This is a genomic window from Rodentibacter caecimuris, from assembly GCF_010587025.1.
In the GTDB taxonomy this organism is placed as follows: Bacteria; Pseudomonadota; Gammaproteobacteria; order Enterobacterales; family Pasteurellaceae; genus Rodentibacter; species Rodentibacter caecimuris.
Genome location: NZ_CP040863.1, coordinates 718,221 through 735,954, shown reverse-complemented (window position 1 = coordinate 735,954; position 17,734 = coordinate 718,221). Strand labels below are relative to the sequence as shown.

Here is a 17,734-nt window from a genome sequence, read left to right as displayed (position 1 = left end):
GAGGATCCTTTTGATGACACTACGTTTATCTTTTATATGTAAAACGATACTTGCTTCTTTCTTATCAATATACTCTATAAGTGCTTTATCTGAAGGGAGACTGGAACAAGCTGAACAATGTGTTTCAATCAAATCAAATATTAATCGCCTTGCTTGTTTTGACAGTGCATTTAATACACCGGTTAGAGAACAAGTGATTGATGAACGTGTATTAGGTAACCTTGTGCCAAAATTGGTTGGTGATATTTTTACATTGGCAAAAGATGATGTCGGGAATTCTGCGGTTGAAAATAACTTAGAATTGGCTTTACTAAGTAATGATGGCGATGCCTCAGTGTACATTGCCTGTAAAGATAATATAACAAGATTCCAAATAGCATTGGGTAAACCGGTTAAACATAGTTTGCTGAATGTACATATTGCTAATACTGAAACGAATCAAACAGCCTCTAAAATTGATTGGCAAAGCGCCGAGCGAGGCTATTTACTTGATGCCGGTCGCGGACTTTATGCTATCAAACAACTAAAATCGATTTTATATATTGATACATTTTCTGTTTCCCTTCCCCAAGAGAATCGTCAGTACATCTTCAAAAACCATGGGCTTGCCTCTCAGGTTGCACCAATAAGAAAAGAATGTGGTTGGTAATATGAAATATCAAAATATTTTGGATGATATTGCCGGGGAGTATTTTCCGGTTGGTATTCCGGATGAGGGAAGCCAGCTCTTCTTTGCTATTGATGATCAAGTCATGAAGTTTGGTTCTTTACAACATGACACGATCGACTGGAACGGGCTTATTTCAAATTCTCATCAATATTTGGTTGAAAATTGCAAAGATTATAAGGTATTACAATATTTAGGATATGCTTTACTCTACAAAGAATTTAAGTCTAATTTGATTGAGTTTCTGTCGTTATTTTCAGAATTTAATAAGAAATTTCTTTTTAACGCTTATCCTAAACCTTCAGCAGATCATACGATTAATCGCTTTAAAGTAAAGTCAATCTCACTGATTCTTGAACGTTTTGAAAATGCAATATCAAATAACCTTGAGGTAAAATTTACCGCTAAAGAGAGTGAGACGATTAATCTGCTCACAGAAGCACTTTTAGACCAATTAAGAGAATATATCCCTAATGCGGAATCGATTTTAGTTCGGTTACAAAGTTTTGTAAAAGAGCGGTCAGATTCTGTTGAGAATATTTTAGTTAATAAAGAGAATGAAGTAAGCCAAAACAGTAATGCATTATCAGTCGAGCCGGTTCGTACATCAAAGACGGTTTCTGAAACAACTTCGTTAAATATTCCGGATATAAATGAGTTTCAACTGACAAATTCTAGACAGTTAAAGCAGTTCTATTTACAAGTAGCCGATACAAGTTGTAAATTGCAACCTTCATCAATATTGGGCTATGTCAGCCGTCGTTTTGGATTATGGCATAATATTACGCAATTACCGGAGATGAATGAACAAGGCATTACTGCAATGCAGTCTGTTCCGATTGATAAGGTCAGTGATTATCGGGATAAAGTGGTTTCATCTCCAAGTATTGAATTACTTGAGCGAATTGAAAAAACGCTAACAACAAGCCCATATTGGATTGAGGGTAGCTATTTATCGGCAAAATGTTGTGAGGCATTAAAGTTTCAAGATGTAGCTAAGTCTATCAGAAGTGTAACAAAGCAGTTTGTTGAAAAATTTCCTGCATTTCATTTGGCTAAGTTTCAAAATGGCGACTTTTTTTTAAGCCACTCTGTTTCTGATTGGCTTTTTGAAGAGGATAGTGCCAATTCAACATCTCAAGATGTGATACAAAATCAGCCGGATAATGGTTTTGATGAACTTTATTTATCTGAAGGTTTTGTTGCTGTACTCAAAAAAATTGATGAGCAACTGAAATCTGTGAAGGATATTCGTGCAAAGCATTATTTACAAATTGAAAAAATACGTTTCTTTTTAAAAGAGGGGATGGTTTCTATTGCACTTAATGAGCTCTCAGAACTAAATAATATTTGTAGAAAATATACTGTTGAAGAGTGGGATAGCTCCTTCTTTACTCAACTGGAAAAATTAAAAGATCAATTATTAAGGGATAATGAATGAATTACTTGAACCGATTATTAGGGATTTTTCGTCAGTTTACACGCCCTATTTTTTCACATCTTAAAAATTCACTTCCTGTGTTATTTGCATTAGGCCTTATCCTCATCTTTATTGGGATTTGGACTTATGGAAGTTCTTGGAGTTTCTCTGGTCTTTCAAATGAGGAAGGTTGGGATTATAAACTTGCTAAACAAGTTGGGATGGGAAGTCGAATTATTGCAACAGTAATTGTTTTGCTAACTTTAGCTATTATTGCGATTTTAAAACTTCAATTAAGAAATCTTCGTTTAAACAAAGAAAAGAATGAATTAGAAAAACAACAAGAAGAAAAAGACGTTATTCTCCCGTATATTAAAGAGCAAGATGATAGTCTTGAGTTAATGTCTGAATCACTAAAGAATCATTTATCTAATAAAGATTACATATACCAACTTCCTTGGTATATGGTGCTTGGCTCGCATAAGGCGGGAAAAACAAGTTTTATTAACCGCTCTAACCAAAAATTTACACTAACAGCCTTAGAAAGAACTTCTAAACGCTATATGCGTGAGAATTCTTTATATCAAATTGACTGGTGGGCAAGTGATGATGCGATTTTATTTGATCCTGAAGGAGGGATGATTCAACAGCTGGGGACTGAGCGTGATCAGGATGGAAAAATTGCAAAAGGATTGTGGAAACATTTACTTGATTGGGTTAGTGATGTTCGTCCGCAAAGGCCTATTAACGGTATCATTTTAGTTGTAGATCTTCCTAAATTAATTGCATCAAATCACAGTGACAGACAGGCATTAGCTGTGATATTACGCAATCGAATTCGTGAGGTTACGGAACAATTTGGTGCGCGTGTACCGGTGTATGTTGTTTTAAATAAAGTGGATCTTATTGAAGGTTTTGAAACATTTTATCGTGACTTAAAGCAATCGGAGCGCCATAAAAATTTAGGTTTCTCTTTTACCTTGAATACTGATGAACAAATTGATAACTGGACGAAAGAGTTCGCAGAGAGTTATGCTGCATTTGTAAAAGAAGTGGAAGAGGTCATCTTTGATAAATTAGCCGCCACGATTTCACAAGAAGATCGTGAATCTCTTTATATGTATGCGCGTCAATTAGGTGGAATGAAAGATATTTTGCTTCAGTTTATTAGCGATATCTTAGAGAGCGATCGTTTTACTACTACCCCTTATGTTCGAGGCGTTTACTTTTCTTCTATTTTCCAAGAGGGGATTCCGATGGATTTCTATCAAGCTGCGATTTCTAAGCAGTTTGATTTACCTCATGTTATACCAAGTTATCAGCCTGAGCGTACTCAGAGAGCTTATTTTACATATAATTTTTTCCAAAATATCATTTATCCCGAAGCCGGACTTGTTAGTGATAATAAAAAAGAAATTCGTCGCAATAAGCGTAAATTTATATTTGGTGCCGTTGCTGTTGCCGTATGCGGAATTTGCATTTTAGCAACCTGGCATAATTACTTTTATCAAAATAAAACGACTTCAGTGAAAATCTTAAAGCTGACCGAAGAATTTCGCCAAATGAATATTAGCCAATCCATGGATCCGACCGGACGTAACCTATTAAAACCATTAAATATATTGCGTCAAGCGACCTATGGTTACGGAAATTACGAAGAGGCTTTACCGGTGATTGAGGATTTTGGTTTATACCAAGGTAAGAAAGTCGGTGAAAAGGTAAGTGAAGCTTACAAGAAATTTCTTTCTGAACGTTTTTTACCTGAGATTGCTATGGGATTAATTGAGCAAATGGATGCCTTACCGGAAGATAGCAACGAAGGATTAGAGCTGTTACGTGTTTATCGTATGATTGATGATATGGCAAACCGAAAAGTGAAGATTCCGGAACAGTGGATGACAAAATATTTACAAAAAAATTATCCTAAAAATCCTGATATTCAGCGTCAGCTCATGGCACATTTTAGTTATGCAATGAAGCACGTTGATCCCGATTTAACTATGTTTGATAAAAAAATTGCAGATAAACAGCAAGAATATAGCAAATTGCCATTGGCCGATCGTGTTTACCAAAACTTTAAAATTCTAGCAAATACAGAATTGCAACCTGCAACGGATTTGAAAGCTGAAATCGGTCAGAGTTTTACAACGATCTTTAAAACGGATTTAACACCGGAAGATCCTAAGACTTTCTTTAAGGATAAAAATATCAGTTGGTATGGTACGCTGATTAGCCCGTTATTTACCGATTGGGCATATAAAGATTTTTATGATCCAAAAGCACAAGATTTATTGCAACTCGCCGCAATTGATGCTTGGGTTCTGGGTAAGCAGCAAACTACAAATTATTCAAAAGAAGATCTTGCTAATTTATCAGAGCAAATTCGTGAACGTTATATCGCTGATTATATTCAAACGTAGCAGGAAGCGTTAAATAACTTAGAAATCATTCATTTTGTTGATTTACGTCATGCCGTTGATGTATTAGAGGCATTAACAAGTAATGAAAAACCATTGCAAAAAATGATTAATTTGCTTGATAAAAATAGCGATATTTATCCAAGTTTATCGGGAATTAATGCCGAAAATAGTAATAATAATGCAAATGTAGCAACTGCAAATCAGATGGCATCATTACAAATTGGCCATCATTTTGCCCCTTTAATTAATGAAGTAAAAGTAGCATCTAATGCCGATCAACCGCACATGGATGCAGTGATGAAAAAATTGTCTGAATTGAAGTTTTATATGCAAACGATTCAGAAATCGCCGGAGCCATCTCAAACGGCATTAAAAGCCATTATGTCCGAGCTTAACTTGGAACGCACTAATCCAACAGTTGATTTAAAACGCTTGGCAAATGAGATGGCAGAGCCACTTTCCGTTCAACTGAATAAGGTTGCGGATGAGGCTTGGACACTTGAACTAAAAACAGCTTTGAGCGAGATTAATACATTATGGAATCGTAACGTATATAGTTTTTATCAAAACAGGATAACAAACCGTTATCCATTAAATCGCAAAGCAACGCAAAGTGTTTCACTTGATGATTTCCGTGAGTTTTTTGGGCCAAACGGACGGGTACAACGTTTTTATGATAGCTATTTGAAATTCTTCTTAGAAGATAATGCCGAGCTTTCAATAGTTAATGGAGAAAGTGTAATTTCTTCAGAATTTTTGACCGCACTTCAGGATTTACAAAATATTCAAAGAAATTATTTTGATGCTTCCGGTAACGTCAGTATTTCTTTCAGCCTAAAACCTTTAGGACTTTCTGGAAAATTTACAGCATCGACCTTTAATATTGATGGACAGTTATTGAAGTATAGCCATGAGATTCCATCGGCAAGTCGTTTAATTTGGCCGAATACGACACGTCAAGATGTAGAAACGAGTTTGACTCTTGTAACTTCAATGGGAGAAACATCAACCCTGCGTCGTACCGGTGAATGGTCATTATTTAGAGTATTGGATCAGGCTGCCAAAAAAGCAAACGGACAATCTGTGGATCTTTCATTTAAGTTAAATGGTGGAGCGATTAATTATCGATTGACGGTAGAAAATGGATCAAATCCTTTCTTTGGCGGTATGTTAAGTGGTTTCAGATTACCATCTAAACTACTTGATACGGAAAAAGATACCAAAGATCTCATTGAACCAATGGAAATTTTTGAGGATGAAGTTGAATTACCTGAAAGTAATTAGCCAAATTAGCTTATGACATCTAAAAGGGAAATAGATAATATTTCCCTTTTTTAATAGAAAAATAACCTAAAGATTTGTCTGAAAATAAAAAAGCTAAACAGTGCCCTATTTAGCTTTTTTACAAAGTTTATAAAATTAAACTTGTGGTCTGCGCCAGTCGTCAGAGCCTGATGTACCTGCAATAGTATGATCCCAGTTAATTTTACGATAACTCATACTAACTTCTAATAATTGAGTATATGGTGCGTTGCTTGGATCTTGTGCATTTGGCATCACTAAATTCATATCAACAATCACTGCATCTTCTAATACGGTTGAGAAAAATTCTTCTTGACGACCATCAATAGAAGTGCGGAACCAAGTAACTTCAACTTTTGGTAACATTTCACCGGAAGCTAATGCGTTATACATTAAAGGTACTGCTTTGTTTAAAGAGCAAGTAAATTTGAATGCTTTGTGAACGCGTTGACCTGATGGCTGACCAGATTGAGGGTCAGTTGGAACGGTTACGATATGGCTAATTGCTTGTGCCATGATCTCATCTTCATGACCTTCAACATAAACATTACCGACAGAATCTTCAGTAAATGCACCTGCTGTAATTTTTCCTTGATTGCTACCTTCGATAGAAATAAATGCTGGAGTAGGCATAAAATTCTCCTAATGATGTTAAAGATTAAATAGTTGTTTGTCTATAAATAGACGGATATAACTATATCAAATTAAATAGCATTTAACATTAAATTTCATTAAAACGAGAGAAGTTTTTTTTATATTTCATGTTTATTAATTAAAGGGTGAAAAATATGTTTTTTTGTTTATAGGAAAGCTTGTTCCACTCCTGTTTCAAGGCAAAACGGCTTGTTCTGCTTTTTTCTCTGAAAACAGGGAAACGAATATACAAAATGCGAAAAGGATTAAACCAAGGAATACGACACTAAGATGAATATATTACATAAATTCAGGGCTTTCCTCGTTAAGATTAATTAAATAAAGTGCGGTCAAATTTTCAGACGTTTATGGATAAATGCTATTTGTGTTTTTCAATGCCGGAGAGGTTTCTTTCTCATCCCAATCATTATTCACTTCATTATGTAATCCTTGGGCTAGTAATCGTTCGTTCAGTTCTTTTTGGCGTTGAATAACACGGGCGAATTTCTGCATTTTTTGTTTATAAGAAAGCTTATCCCATTCTTGTTTAAAGGTGAGAATAGCTTGCTCTGCTTTTTTTCGTTTGAAAACGGGGAAGCGAATAAAGGCAAAACTATTACAAAATGCGATTAACGGATTAACTCAAGGAATGCGATAGCAAGAATGAATATATTGCATAAATTCGGGATTTTCTTCTGTAAAATAGGCTCTCATCGCTTTGATTAAATGCATATTGTGATTTTTATTGGGTGAAGGATAGCAACCTAGAAGACCTCCATCAGTGGCTTCTCCCTCATCTAAATCCAATTTGAAAAACAGTGAATAATCGCCTTTTCCGCCAAACATATAAATACTAAAGCGATCGTATAAGATACCTGAAAGCGGATCGCCTTTATCCGGCACCGGTACAATAGAATGCCCTTTCCAATTTTGAAGATAGATCACCCGATGTTTTCGGTTTAGGCGTAATGTTCTTGGGGTTGGATAAATAAATAAGAACAATACAAATAAAAAGACAATAAATTTAACCCCTAACCACATTCTAGTTTCAAAAATAGACCAAGAGTATCTTGATTTGTGTTCTTCATAAGTATCAGGTTTATCTGTTATCTTAAATAATTTAATAAATTCTTTATCCTCGTAAACCTTAAGATGATTATTGTATTTCTCTTGTAGTTCCTCTTCTGGATAAAACCCCCATTTGATATCTAACATAATAGGCTGATATATACTGGATAGCGGAGCCTCTCCTATCCGAGCATCGGAAAAAGCAGCAATTATAAAGAAACTAATGATAAAAAATCTGAAAACACCGCGATAGAAACCGCTTAAAAAAGAATGTCTGATTTCAATTTCATCGTTGCTGGTTTTTCTAATTGAATATCCTAGATCGTAATAAATTTGTTTTTTATCCATAGTGTAATTTATTTACTGATTAACTAAATAAAGTGCGGTCAAATTTAGCCCTGTTTTTAATCATCACGCCAAGTCCAACAGTGATCCACTTCGTTATAAAATCCCTGTTGTTTAAGGGTGTCATTGATTTCTTGTTGGCGTTTTTGAACGGCGTGATAACGGGCTTGTTGCTGTTTCGGGCTGAGTTTGTTCCATTCAGTTTGATATTCACCAATGGCTTTTTCTGCTTTTTTGCGATGAAAGAAAGGAAAATAAATCGGGCTGAGGCTGTTGCAAAATGCGATTAATGGTCGGCACCAAGGTGTGCGGTAACATCTACCGATATGCTGTAAAAATTCCGGATTGTCTTGCGTAAAAAATTCCCGAATTGCACGCACAATATGCTCGTTATGCTCCGCATTGGGCATCGGGTAAATACCTAAGAAGAAACCGTCTCGGGCTTTTCCCTCAAAAAGTTTTAACGTGACAGATAATGAAAAATGTTGCTCTCTTCCAAAGGGATAAATGCTAAAGCGATTATATAAAATGCCGGAAAGGGGATCGCCTTTCTCCGGTACGGGAACCACAGCGGTACCGACAATATTTTGGCTGTAAAACACCCGATATTTTCGGTTTAGTCGTAGGGTTCGGTGGTGAGGGTAAAAGAACAGTAAAATAATAAAGGTTATCCAAATAAAATGGAAATATGCCCTTATTTCTTTCCAGCGACCTTTATCTATGTAAATTTGTTTATATTCTTCATAATTTCTCAATTTTTCACTTGGATATTTTTCTCGAAAATGTTTATCATTCATATAGAGAAGGTATTCTTCATATAATGGAAGAATTATCTTATCTGGATTAACTACCCACTCAATATCTTTTTTAATTGAATTATATAATCTAGATAAAGGTGGTTTATTATAAGTAAGATCGGTAATGCTTATGATAATAAAAATTCCAATAATGATGATTCGAAAGAAACCTCTCAGAAAACCATTAAGAAAAGAAAGTTTAATCTCAATTTCATCATTGTTGGTTTTTCTAATTGAATATCCTAAATCGTGGTAAATTTGTTTTTTATCCATAGTGTAACTTATTTACTGATTAACTAAATAAAGTGCGGTCAAATTTAGCCCTGTTTTTAATCATCACGCCAAGTCCAACAGTGATCTACTTCGTTATAAAATCCCTGTTGTTTAAGGGTGTCATTGATTTCTTGTTGGCGTTTTTGAACGGCGTGATAACGGGCTTGTTGCTGTTTCGGGCTGAGTTTGTTCCATTCAGTTTGATATTCACCAATGGCTTTTTCTGCTTTTTTGCGATGAAAGAAAGGAAAATAAATCGGGCTGAGGCTGTTGCAAAATGCGATTAATGGTCGGCACCAAGGTGTGCGGTAACATCTACCGATATGCTGTAAAAATTCCGGATTGTCTTGCGTAAAAAATTCCCGCATTGCACGCACAATATGCTCGTTATGCTCCGCATTGGGCATCGGGTAAATACCTAAGAAGAAACCGTCTCGGGCTTTTCCCTCAAAAAGTTTTAACGTGACAGATAATGAAAAATGTTGCTCTCTTCCAAAGGGATAAATGCTAAAGCGATTATATAAAATTCCGGAAAGGGGATCGCCTTTCTCCGGTACGGGAACCACAGCGGTACCGACAATATTTTGGCTGTAAAGAACCCGATACTTTCGGTTTAGTCGTAGGGTTCGGTGGTGAGGGTAGAAGAATAAAAAAATAAATAATAAAAGTATCAACACTTGGAAGAAAAAATAAACTTTTGCTATAAATATATCTAATTTATAAATTTCTTTATATTCATCATAACTTAAGATCGGATCGTTAGGGAACATATAGTCCGGTTTATTTACAGTATGAAAATATTCTTTATACATACTATTTAATTCAATGTCATAGTTAAATCCCCAGATGCAATCTGTTTTTATCGAATTATAAATGCCTGACAATGGGTATTTATAATGGCTTATATCTGAAATAATGATTGCAATAATAATTCCTATGATTGTAAATCGAAATAAACCTCGTATAAAACCATCAAGAAAAGAAAGTTTGATTTCAATTTCGTCTTTGTTTGTTTTTCGGATTGAATATCCTAGGTCATGAAATATATTTTTTTTATTCACATTAATTTCCTATTTTATGTAAATTGAAACTTGCTGGTTCTGATGTTATAGATTGAGACGAATTTTCGTAACGTGGTATTGATACGGAAAGTCTTATAATTTGTAATTCATATACATTTATAATGCGCTCATAGTTGTTATCATTAATAACCCACTTGTCTTTAGGATAATGAAGAATCGCAATTCCTTCTTTTTCATAAATAATTGTTGGTTGAGTTATTAACAAATATTGTCCCGTACCTGCATCATAAACATTAGAAAATTTAACTTTAATATTTTTTGCAATATTGGAGTTGATGTTTGGATGTCTTACTTGAATACGATATTTTCCAATATATTCAAGTTTAGGTTTATCTAATAGTGAGGATAAACGCTGAAATTCAATATTATAATAAGTCTTTATATTTGAATTTGGATTTGTACTATCATCAAATTGGGATTTAAAAATTTTATTGTTTACTCTTCTTTTTGTCCAATCATAAGCCCCAACACCTTCCCCCCAATAATGAAGACTATTCCCCCAAAAACCATGCTTAATCCACAATTCAATATCTTCCGACTTAAATAATCGCATAACCATACCGATTAATACTAATACGGAACCGATATAAGGGAATACACGACCCAATAATTGAAGTATGTTGCCGCTTATTACATGCCCCTCTGCAATTGCCGTTACACCGGTGGCAATAAAGGTTGGCGATAATCCTATCATACTGCCGCCTGTTCCTCGAGAAACCGCCCCCCAGAAATCGATATCGTCGCCTTTATAAGCCGCTTCTTGGGCTAAAAAGACTTCAAACATCACGGCAATGCCTGTTAGCGCAAGACTGGCATCCATTAAGCCTGCCCGCATTGCTGCCCAACGACTGGTGAACGCCTCTCCGGTTGCTTTATTGATGGCTTGTAATGAAATGTTGAGCCGGTCAAGTTGTCGATATTCCAGCGCTAAATTCCCCTCCGGTGCCATATAGGCGGCAACCCCCAGTATCAGCGCGTAGGTTGAATCATTGGCTAATTTACCTTGTACTGTGTAGGTTTCAATATTTACCCAATAGCCGATAAAACTTAAAAAAGTTAATAATTTTACGGCGCCGTTTAATTTTCCGGCGGATTGTTGAAATTGGTGGTAACTTTCGTCATGAATCTCTAATCTGGTTGAGCTAAATAGCGTTACCGATTTATTTTTAATCGGTGCTTTGCTTGGATTGAGGATTTGTATATTTCCCTGTAAAGCACTTCTCAGCTCTTTTATTTCGTATTCTTTCATTGAAAAACCGAATTTACGATAGACATTCGTAATGTTATTTACTCTTTGTGAACGTGGATATTGGCGCTTTTTGCCCGTTTGATAAACTTCTCCGGTGATAATTTCCGCCACAACCGTGGTGACAATTTTATCATAGGCATAAACATTTAATCCGCGGATCTATTGTAGTGCGGCAATCGCCGATAAACCATTTAATACGGTTGAGAGTGCGGTATTTAAACGATTGGCAAAAGGCTGTACTTGGGATTTCAGGTTTTCACTCAATACCGCATTATTCGGGTTAAAGGCTTGAATCATTGTTTGTAGGCCGAAACTTGTTGCGTTCAATCCCCATAACAAACCATGTCCGTAAAGGCAAAATCCATTCAGTATATCTTGCGCATTTTGATGTGCTTTATTGCTTTCATAAGCGGCTAAAAACTCTTCCAATTTATTCGCATTTTTTTCAATTAAGCTGAGATGGGCTTTGGCTATATTCTCAAATTTCTTTTCAAAAAAATGGGGGAGATTGGCTACTTTATGAATAATATTGTAGCCGGGGATATCGGGTAAATTAAACTCTTGTTTAAGGGCTTGGATGATGTCATTTTCTTTATGATCCAGATGTGCGCTGTCCACATAAGGCCTTAATACGGTTTGGTAACACTCCTCAAATGAGGTGTAAGGATTTGCATAGCGTTGCATAAGCCGTTGATATTCTGTCGCTTTGTTTTTGACATAATTATCAATCACGGTGGCTGTGCTAATTGCATATTCGTATTTCGTCAGCTTTTCATTTCGCTGATTTTCCAAATATTGAATATATGATACAAAATCACGGGCGTTGCTAATAATATCCGCTAACCCGACAATAATCCCTCTTTCTGAATATTTAAGCTGCTCCAGTTCTAACTGAATTTTTCCGATAGGGGCAAAGCATTGATAATTTTCTGCGTTTTGATTTAACTCAGGCGCACTTAAATCCAGATCTTTAACTAAGGTATTTAATTGACTAAAAGGGGCGCTGCCTGTCGCTTGGTCGGGTTCTTTAATATTGACCTTTTTCATCCAACTTTGACGTAAACGGGGATCGGTGGCGAGCTTATCTAAAAAAGCAAGAGGCAGCTCAAAATCGGAATACATAATCTCAATGTCAGAAATTAATTGACTTAGCGCAATATGGGGTTGTGATTTTCCTTTGGCACTTTCCCAAGTTTGATAAATATCTTCATTTTCACAATAGTATTGTGTAAAACAATAATCCAACGAGTTTATACCAATGTTCAATTTCAACGCGGTAGTTGGCGAATGATAATGGTAAATATACCAAGCCAACCCGGAGGAAGCCTTGGCGGTAATTCTTTGTGCGCTGCCGCAACCACTGATATTCGCCGCTAAGATATAAATAAATCCGCTTCGTAAGCGACGTAGTTCATAATCGCTTTTTTCGGCTGATGAAGGCAGCGAAGCAGGCGGAGAACTATATTCTCCGCTATTTGCTATTTTAGACAATGCCGCTTGAGTAAGTGCCAATCTGGCGGGATAAAGATAGTAATCGGCTTGACATGGTGCAACGATTCCCGTCGATTCTTTAGGTTTTAGATTTGTCGGTGTATGAGGCGGCATTTTATTCATCATGAAATTTCCTTCTCGATTCTATTCCAAAGCATTGAAATAAATAACGTATTATCATTGCTAACCTGTTGCTTTATTTGTAGCGCTATCTCGTCAAAAGGTAAATTGTTTACTTGTGCGGTCAAATAGCAAACGGTGTAACGATAGCATAACATTTCATTTTCCGTATAACCTTTTTGCTTTGTGTAATTGAGCGCTTTATCTATCTCTTCTGAGGATAACTGTGGAAAATAAGGATGAATGGTTTCATTCAGGTTTTTTCTGATTTCTATCCATTTTTGATGTTTAAAGCCTGCCATCTCCCAATCCGTCATCACGACTGCCGCTGGGAGCGTATCTTCAGGCAAGGCTTTTAGGGTGTAGTAGTGAAAGCTGTTTTCAAATCCCGAGCCAAAAGCGTAGATAATATTGTTATCGTAGCCAAAAAACTTATGCAATTTTGCCGGCCGTTTGGCAATGATATGGAGATAATTCCGTAAGACTTTCGGGTCGTAAAAGCGGAAAAAATGCCATTTGCCCCGTTCGTCCTGTAACATCGGGAATTTACGTAAATGTTGATACACCGTATCAAAATCCGCATAGGAATGAATAAAAATCCCGAGATTATCTTCCCAGTTAAATTCATGTAAGGCGGATTTTAGGCTAAACAGCCCCATCATTTCACCGCTGTGAATATGCTCTTCATCACGAATCACTTCAACCAGATAAGGCGCAACCTTTGCCGTATCCTCACCGAACTTGCCTTGGAACAGGCTTTTCATTTTCGCTTTCAGCCTTAATGATTGGAAGAACGGCATTTTGTTGGCATCTAAGACAAAATAGACTTTTAGTGTCGGAGCGTGCGTATCATCGCGATATTGCGCAAGATGGCGCTGTAAAACTGTCTTGTCAATTTGCGGTTTAGGGAAATTGAATTGGACGGGGTTATCTCGATTTTGAAAATCCAGCAGATTGGGTGGAGTCGGAAAATCCGGCCATAACAGCAATCCGACCGCTTCCGGCGCAAAAAGGGCAGGGACACGGTCAAGCTGCATATCAAGAGGCTGAATATTATCAATCACATGACAATGCAGATAGTCAATATTTTCTTCCATAGCCGGCTGTGACGGTTCATCGGTTAAAGGGATGACCCGTATTTCTTCTTCGCTAAGGGTGGAGGCGTGGTATAACAAGCCTGTTCGCCCATGGCGTTGAAAAAACAAATTAGCCGGAATCGGCGCTAACTGAAAACGGAAATATGCAGGTATCTGAGAAAAGTGCGCTTGTGCGCGTTGTTCAAATTCTTCGCGGGTTTGAACAAATGCGGCTAGCGCAACAAATTGGTCTAACTGATGAGCCGCTTGTACATAAGCGGTGGCAAGCCAGAGAGATTTTTCCATAAATAGCTCCAACCAAACGTAGTAAAAAATAACCGCACTTTAAAGTAATACGCATAAAAAGCAATGTTAAAGTGCGGTCAAAATGTGAGAGGTTTTATGATGAATAATCTTGATTATTCTATATGAACCTGATATTCACCGTCTTCAAAGTTAAGGGTAATAGTCGACATTTTCTCTCCGCCGGCAATACGTTGAAGTAATGCCAATGAAAGCGGTGGTAAGAGTTGCCCTTCAAGAATCGCATCAACCAAGCGGGCACCGTTTGCATCCGCCTCACATTGTTTTTCGATATGCTCAAGAATGTTTTCTGCAATGGTGAATGTCGCTTTATAGCGTTCGGAAACTAACTTCTCTAATTTGGCAAGTTTAGCTTTCACAATGCGTTTCATGACATCCGTAGTTAAATAGTGATATTGCACAATTTGCATACGGGCAAGTAATGCCGGTTTAAAGAAAGAGAGCAGTGAGCGACGAAGCTCTTCATCACTTTTCACCGCAAAACGATCATTTGCTGCGTCAAAGCCACAGTTTGAAGTAAGCATAAAGAGAATGTTTTTACAATCAATTAACCGCCCTTCACCATCGGCAAGTTCCCCTTTATCGAACGCTTGATAGAATAAATTCAAGACGTCCGGATGGGCTTTTTCCACTTCATCTAACAAGACGATAGAGTATGGTTTTTGACGAATGGCTTCCGTAAGTAAACCGCCCTCGCCATAGCCTACATAACCCGGCGGTGAACCGATTAAACGGGAAACCGTGTGTTTTTCTTGGTATTCCGACATATTAATGGCAGTGAGGAATTGTTTGCCGCCAAAGATATGTTCGGCTATTTGAATAGCGGTTTCGGTTTTACCTACGCCACTTGGGCCGACCAGTAATAAGGCCCCTAACGGCGTACCGGCTCGGCGTAGATCAGCCATCGCGGTAAGTAGGTTTTTGTGAATTTGTTCAATGGCTTGGGATTGACCTTTAATGTTATCGTTTAGAATTTCAGGTAATTCGGTCAGCTTGGTTAATTCATCACCTGTCATGTTATTGACCGGAATACCGGTTAAATCGGCAATCACGGCAGTAATTTGCTTACTACCCACTTCGGCGTGAATGAGGCATTCTTCCGGTTTAATGGCTTCGTATTCGGCTTTTTTCTCTTGTAATTGATTGATCCATTGCTGACGTTCTTCTTCTGTATAGTCGGCTTCAGAATCAGAAAGTTTTTCACGCAATGCTAAGATTTCATCAACAAGCACTTTTTGTGTTTCAAAACGCGTAGAAAGTGCGGTCTTTTCTTCCGCTAATTCTGCAAGTTGCTTTTCTAATTTTGTTTTCACGCTACTATCAACGGTTTCACCAAGCTGATAATCACGATCAAACTCGTCAATCGCCACATTAATTTCATGGATCTTATTATCTAAATAACTCAAACGTTTCGGCGGTGTGTTTTTTGCTGTTGAAACACGCGCGCAGGCGGTATCTAAAATATCAATGGCTTTATCCGGCAATTTTTTTGCGGCAATATAACGTGCGGATAATTTAGTGACGGTTTCAAGCGCTTCACCTGTGATGTAAACGCCGTGCGTTTTTTCATAAAGCGGTTTCAGACCTCGTAAAATAACAATGCTTTCCTCAATAGAGGGTTCATCGACTTTCACTAATTGGAAACGGCGGGAAAGTGCCGGATCGCGTTCCACATATTTTTTATATTCAGTCCAAGTCGTCGCAGCAATAGTGCGAAGTTCACCACGAGCCAGAGCAGGTTTTAATAGGTTGGCAGCATCACTTCCGCCTTCATTGCCTCCGGCACCGATAAGCGTATGGGCTTCATCAATGAAGAGAACAATCGGTGTTGCACTATTTTTAACAAAATCAATGACGGCTTTTAAGCGTTTTTCAAATTCACCTTTAATAGACGCGCCTGATTGTAATGCGGCAAGATCAAGGCTCCAAAGCTCGACATTTTGTAAATGAGGCGGAACCTGTTTGTTTACGATACGTAATGCCAATCCCTCAATGAGTGCGCTTTTACCTACTCCCGCATCACCCACAACAATAGGGTTATTTTTTCTTCTGCGTGAAAGAATATCAATCATCAAATCAATTTCTTGATCACGCGCCAGCACGGGATCAATATTTCCGGCTAGTGCTTTCGCCGTTAAGTTTTCAGCGAAGCGGGCTAAATCGGATTGATCGGTATGTTTTGCGGTGGGGGTGGAGGTATTTTCTGGTGTGGTTTGAGATTCTGCGGAACCTTTTGCTAAGTTAAGTAAGGATTGTCGTAAGGTTTCTTTATTAATTTGATTTAAGAAGCTCGCAACGGAAGTTGGTAAATAGCGGGAGGCATTTAAGATAAGCGCTAAGAAAATGGTTGCGCTGCGAATTTGTGATTGTTCAAACTCAAGTGAACCAAGCAACCAAGCCTCTTGTAATGCTTCAATTAATAAAGGGGAAAAACTGGGTACTGAATCAATATTACTGTTGGAATGTTGATTGCCTCGCAATAAAAGTGCGGTCAATTCTTCATGAGAAATTTCAAGTTTATTTAAAATAAAACGTACATCTGAGAAGGGATTTTCTAATGATTTAAGTAACAAGTGTGCGGGGAGAATTTCCGATTCGCCACAACTAATCGCATACGCAGCAGATTCTTCTAACATTAATTTAGAGACATCGTTTAATGCGCCTAATGTTGCGCTCAAGTTAATTTTTATCATTATGTAGGCCCTCATATTTATAAAGCGGTTTAAAATATATCATAAAACTTAGATATTCTATTTTTTTACATTTAATTTAACCACAACTATTTTAATTATTTGGTTGGTACGCGCGGAGCATAGGGGAACCCAAACCGGCGTATTAGAGGAAGAAGCGATAGAACGGGCAACGGTTGAAGACGAAACCTCAAAAAGTGGCAACCATTACGAAAACACCCTATTCCTCATCCCCCATCACAAACCTTGGCGCAGCCCGCCAAAAACCCGCCCGATTATTCGCGGCACCCAAGTGGCGCATGTGGGTCGGCCCTGAGGGAGAAGAAATCTACTGTGACGAATGGGGCCGGGTCAAACTACAATTCCCGTGGGACAGACGGAGCAACGGAGATGAACACAGTTCTTGCTGGATACGGGGGCTTCAGGGCTGGGCGGGCGCCCAATACGGCAACATGATGATACCGCGAATCGGCGATGAAGTGCTGATCAAATACCTAAACGGCGACCCGGACCAACCGATTGTAGTGGGACGCACCTACCACAGCACCACCGAACCGCCCTATAAACTACCGGAACATAAAACCCGCACCACAATAAAATCCAAAACCCACAAAGGTAACGGCTTTAACGAACTGCGTTTTGAAGACGAAAAAGACCAAGAAGAGATTTTTATCTGTATTAGTAACACTATACGGTCAAAAATAAACTAATATGAAGTGAAATGAAATAGAAAAGCCCTGATATTACAGGGCTTTTAGCTATTTTTGAAATGAATTG

At 37.6% G+C, this 17,734-nt stretch carries 13 protein-coding genes and 1 pseudogene; 5 read left to right on the top strand and 9 right to left on the bottom strand.

Annotated elements, in window-relative coordinates:
• The first annotated feature begins 13 nt into the window (after window positions 1–13).
• From FEE42_RS03605 to FEE42_RS13055, 4 genes are all read left to right on the top strand, one after another.
• Window positions 14–649, top strand: coding sequence for a type VI secretion system-associated protein TagO (locus FEE42_RS03605; protein WP_059365528.1), 636 nt, complete (start codon window positions 14–16; stop codon window positions 647–649).
• A 1-nt stretch (window position 650) separates the two neighbouring features.
• Window positions 651–2,108, top strand: a complete 1,458-nt coding sequence (gene tssA / locus FEE42_RS03600; protein ID WP_059365527.1) for a type VI secretion system protein TssA — start codon at window positions 651–653, stop codon at window positions 2,106–2,108.
• On the top strand, window positions 2,105–4,507 hold the full coding sequence (tssM, locus tag FEE42_RS03595; protein WP_237184471.1) for a type VI secretion system membrane subunit TssM: 2,403 nt from the start codon (window positions 2,105–2,107) through the stop codon (window positions 4,505–4,507). Before tssA ends, tssM begins: the two co-directional genes overlap by 4 nt.
• 102 nt (window positions 4,508–4,609) lie before the next feature.
• Window positions 4,610–5,791: a type VI secretion IcmF C-terminal domain-containing protein gene (locus tag FEE42_RS13055; RefSeq protein WP_237184496.1), complete on the top strand. Its 1,182-nt coding sequence runs from the start codon at window positions 4,610–4,612 to the stop codon at window positions 5,789–5,791.
• A 135-nt stretch (window positions 5,792–5,926) separates the two neighbouring features.
• Here the strand turns inward: FEE42_RS13055 and FEE42_RS03590 are convergent, their stop codons facing one another.
• From FEE42_RS03590 to tssH, 9 genes are all read right to left on the bottom strand, one after another.
• Entirely contained in the window at window positions 5,927–6,442 is a 516-nt protein-coding gene (locus tag FEE42_RS03590) for an Hcp family type VI secretion system effector (protein WP_059365521.1), read from the bottom strand.
• A 366-nt stretch (window positions 6,443–6,808) separates the two neighbouring features.
• A complete protein-coding gene (locus FEE42_RS12795; RefSeq protein WP_237184470.1) occupies window positions 6,809–6,955 on the bottom strand; it encodes a hypothetical protein in 147 nt (48 codons plus the stop codon).
• 129 nt (window positions 6,956–7,084) lie between these two features.
• Entirely contained in the window at window positions 7,085–7,858 is a 774-nt protein-coding gene (locus tag FEE42_RS03585; protein ID WP_237184469.1) for a hypothetical protein, read from the bottom strand.
• Window positions 7,859–7,914: 56 nt separating this feature from the next.
• The gene (locus FEE42_RS03580; protein ID WP_164027737.1) at window positions 7,915–8,925 is read right to left on the bottom strand and encodes a hypothetical protein; all 1,011 of its coding nucleotides are present in this window, start codon (window positions 8,923–8,925) and stop codon (window positions 7,915–7,917) included.
• 56 nt (window positions 8,926–8,981) lie between these two features.
• Complete coding sequence (locus FEE42_RS03575; protein WP_164027736.1) at window positions 8,982–9,986, bottom strand: hypothetical protein; 1,005 nt, start codon at window positions 9,984–9,986, stop codon at window positions 8,982–8,984.
• 1 nt (window position 9,987) lies between these two features.
• Complete coding sequence (locus FEE42_RS12790; protein ID WP_237184467.1) at window positions 9,988–11,367, bottom strand: hypothetical protein; 1,380 nt, start codon at window positions 11,365–11,367, stop codon at window positions 9,988–9,990.
• Window positions 11,368–11,415: 48 nt separating this feature from the next.
• Entirely contained in the window at window positions 11,416–12,873 is a 1,458-nt protein-coding gene (locus FEE42_RS12785; RefSeq protein ID WP_237184466.1) for a toxin VasX, read from the bottom strand.
• A complete protein-coding gene (locus FEE42_RS12650) occupies window positions 12,870–14,249 on the bottom strand; it encodes a DUF4123 domain-containing protein (protein WP_059365515.1) in 1,380 nt (459 codons plus the stop codon). The genes FEE42_RS12785 and FEE42_RS12650 overlap by 4 nt, the downstream gene beginning before the upstream one ends.
• Before the next feature lie 113 nt (window positions 14,250–14,362).
• Window positions 14,363–16,960 carry a type VI secretion system ATPase TssH gene (gene tssH, locus FEE42_RS03560; RefSeq protein ID WP_059365512.1) on the bottom strand — a complete coding sequence of 866 codons (2,598 nt, stop codon included), beginning with the start codon at window positions 16,958–16,960 and terminating at the stop codon, window positions 14,363–14,365.
• Between the two features lie 100 nt (window positions 16,961–17,060).
• Between tssH and tssI the strand changes: the two are divergent.
• Window positions 17,061–17,631: pseudogene (tssI, locus tag FEE42_RS12645) on the top strand (type VI secretion system tip protein TssI/VgrG); the annotation flags it as partial.
• Window positions 17,632–17,734: the final 103 nt, after the last annotated feature.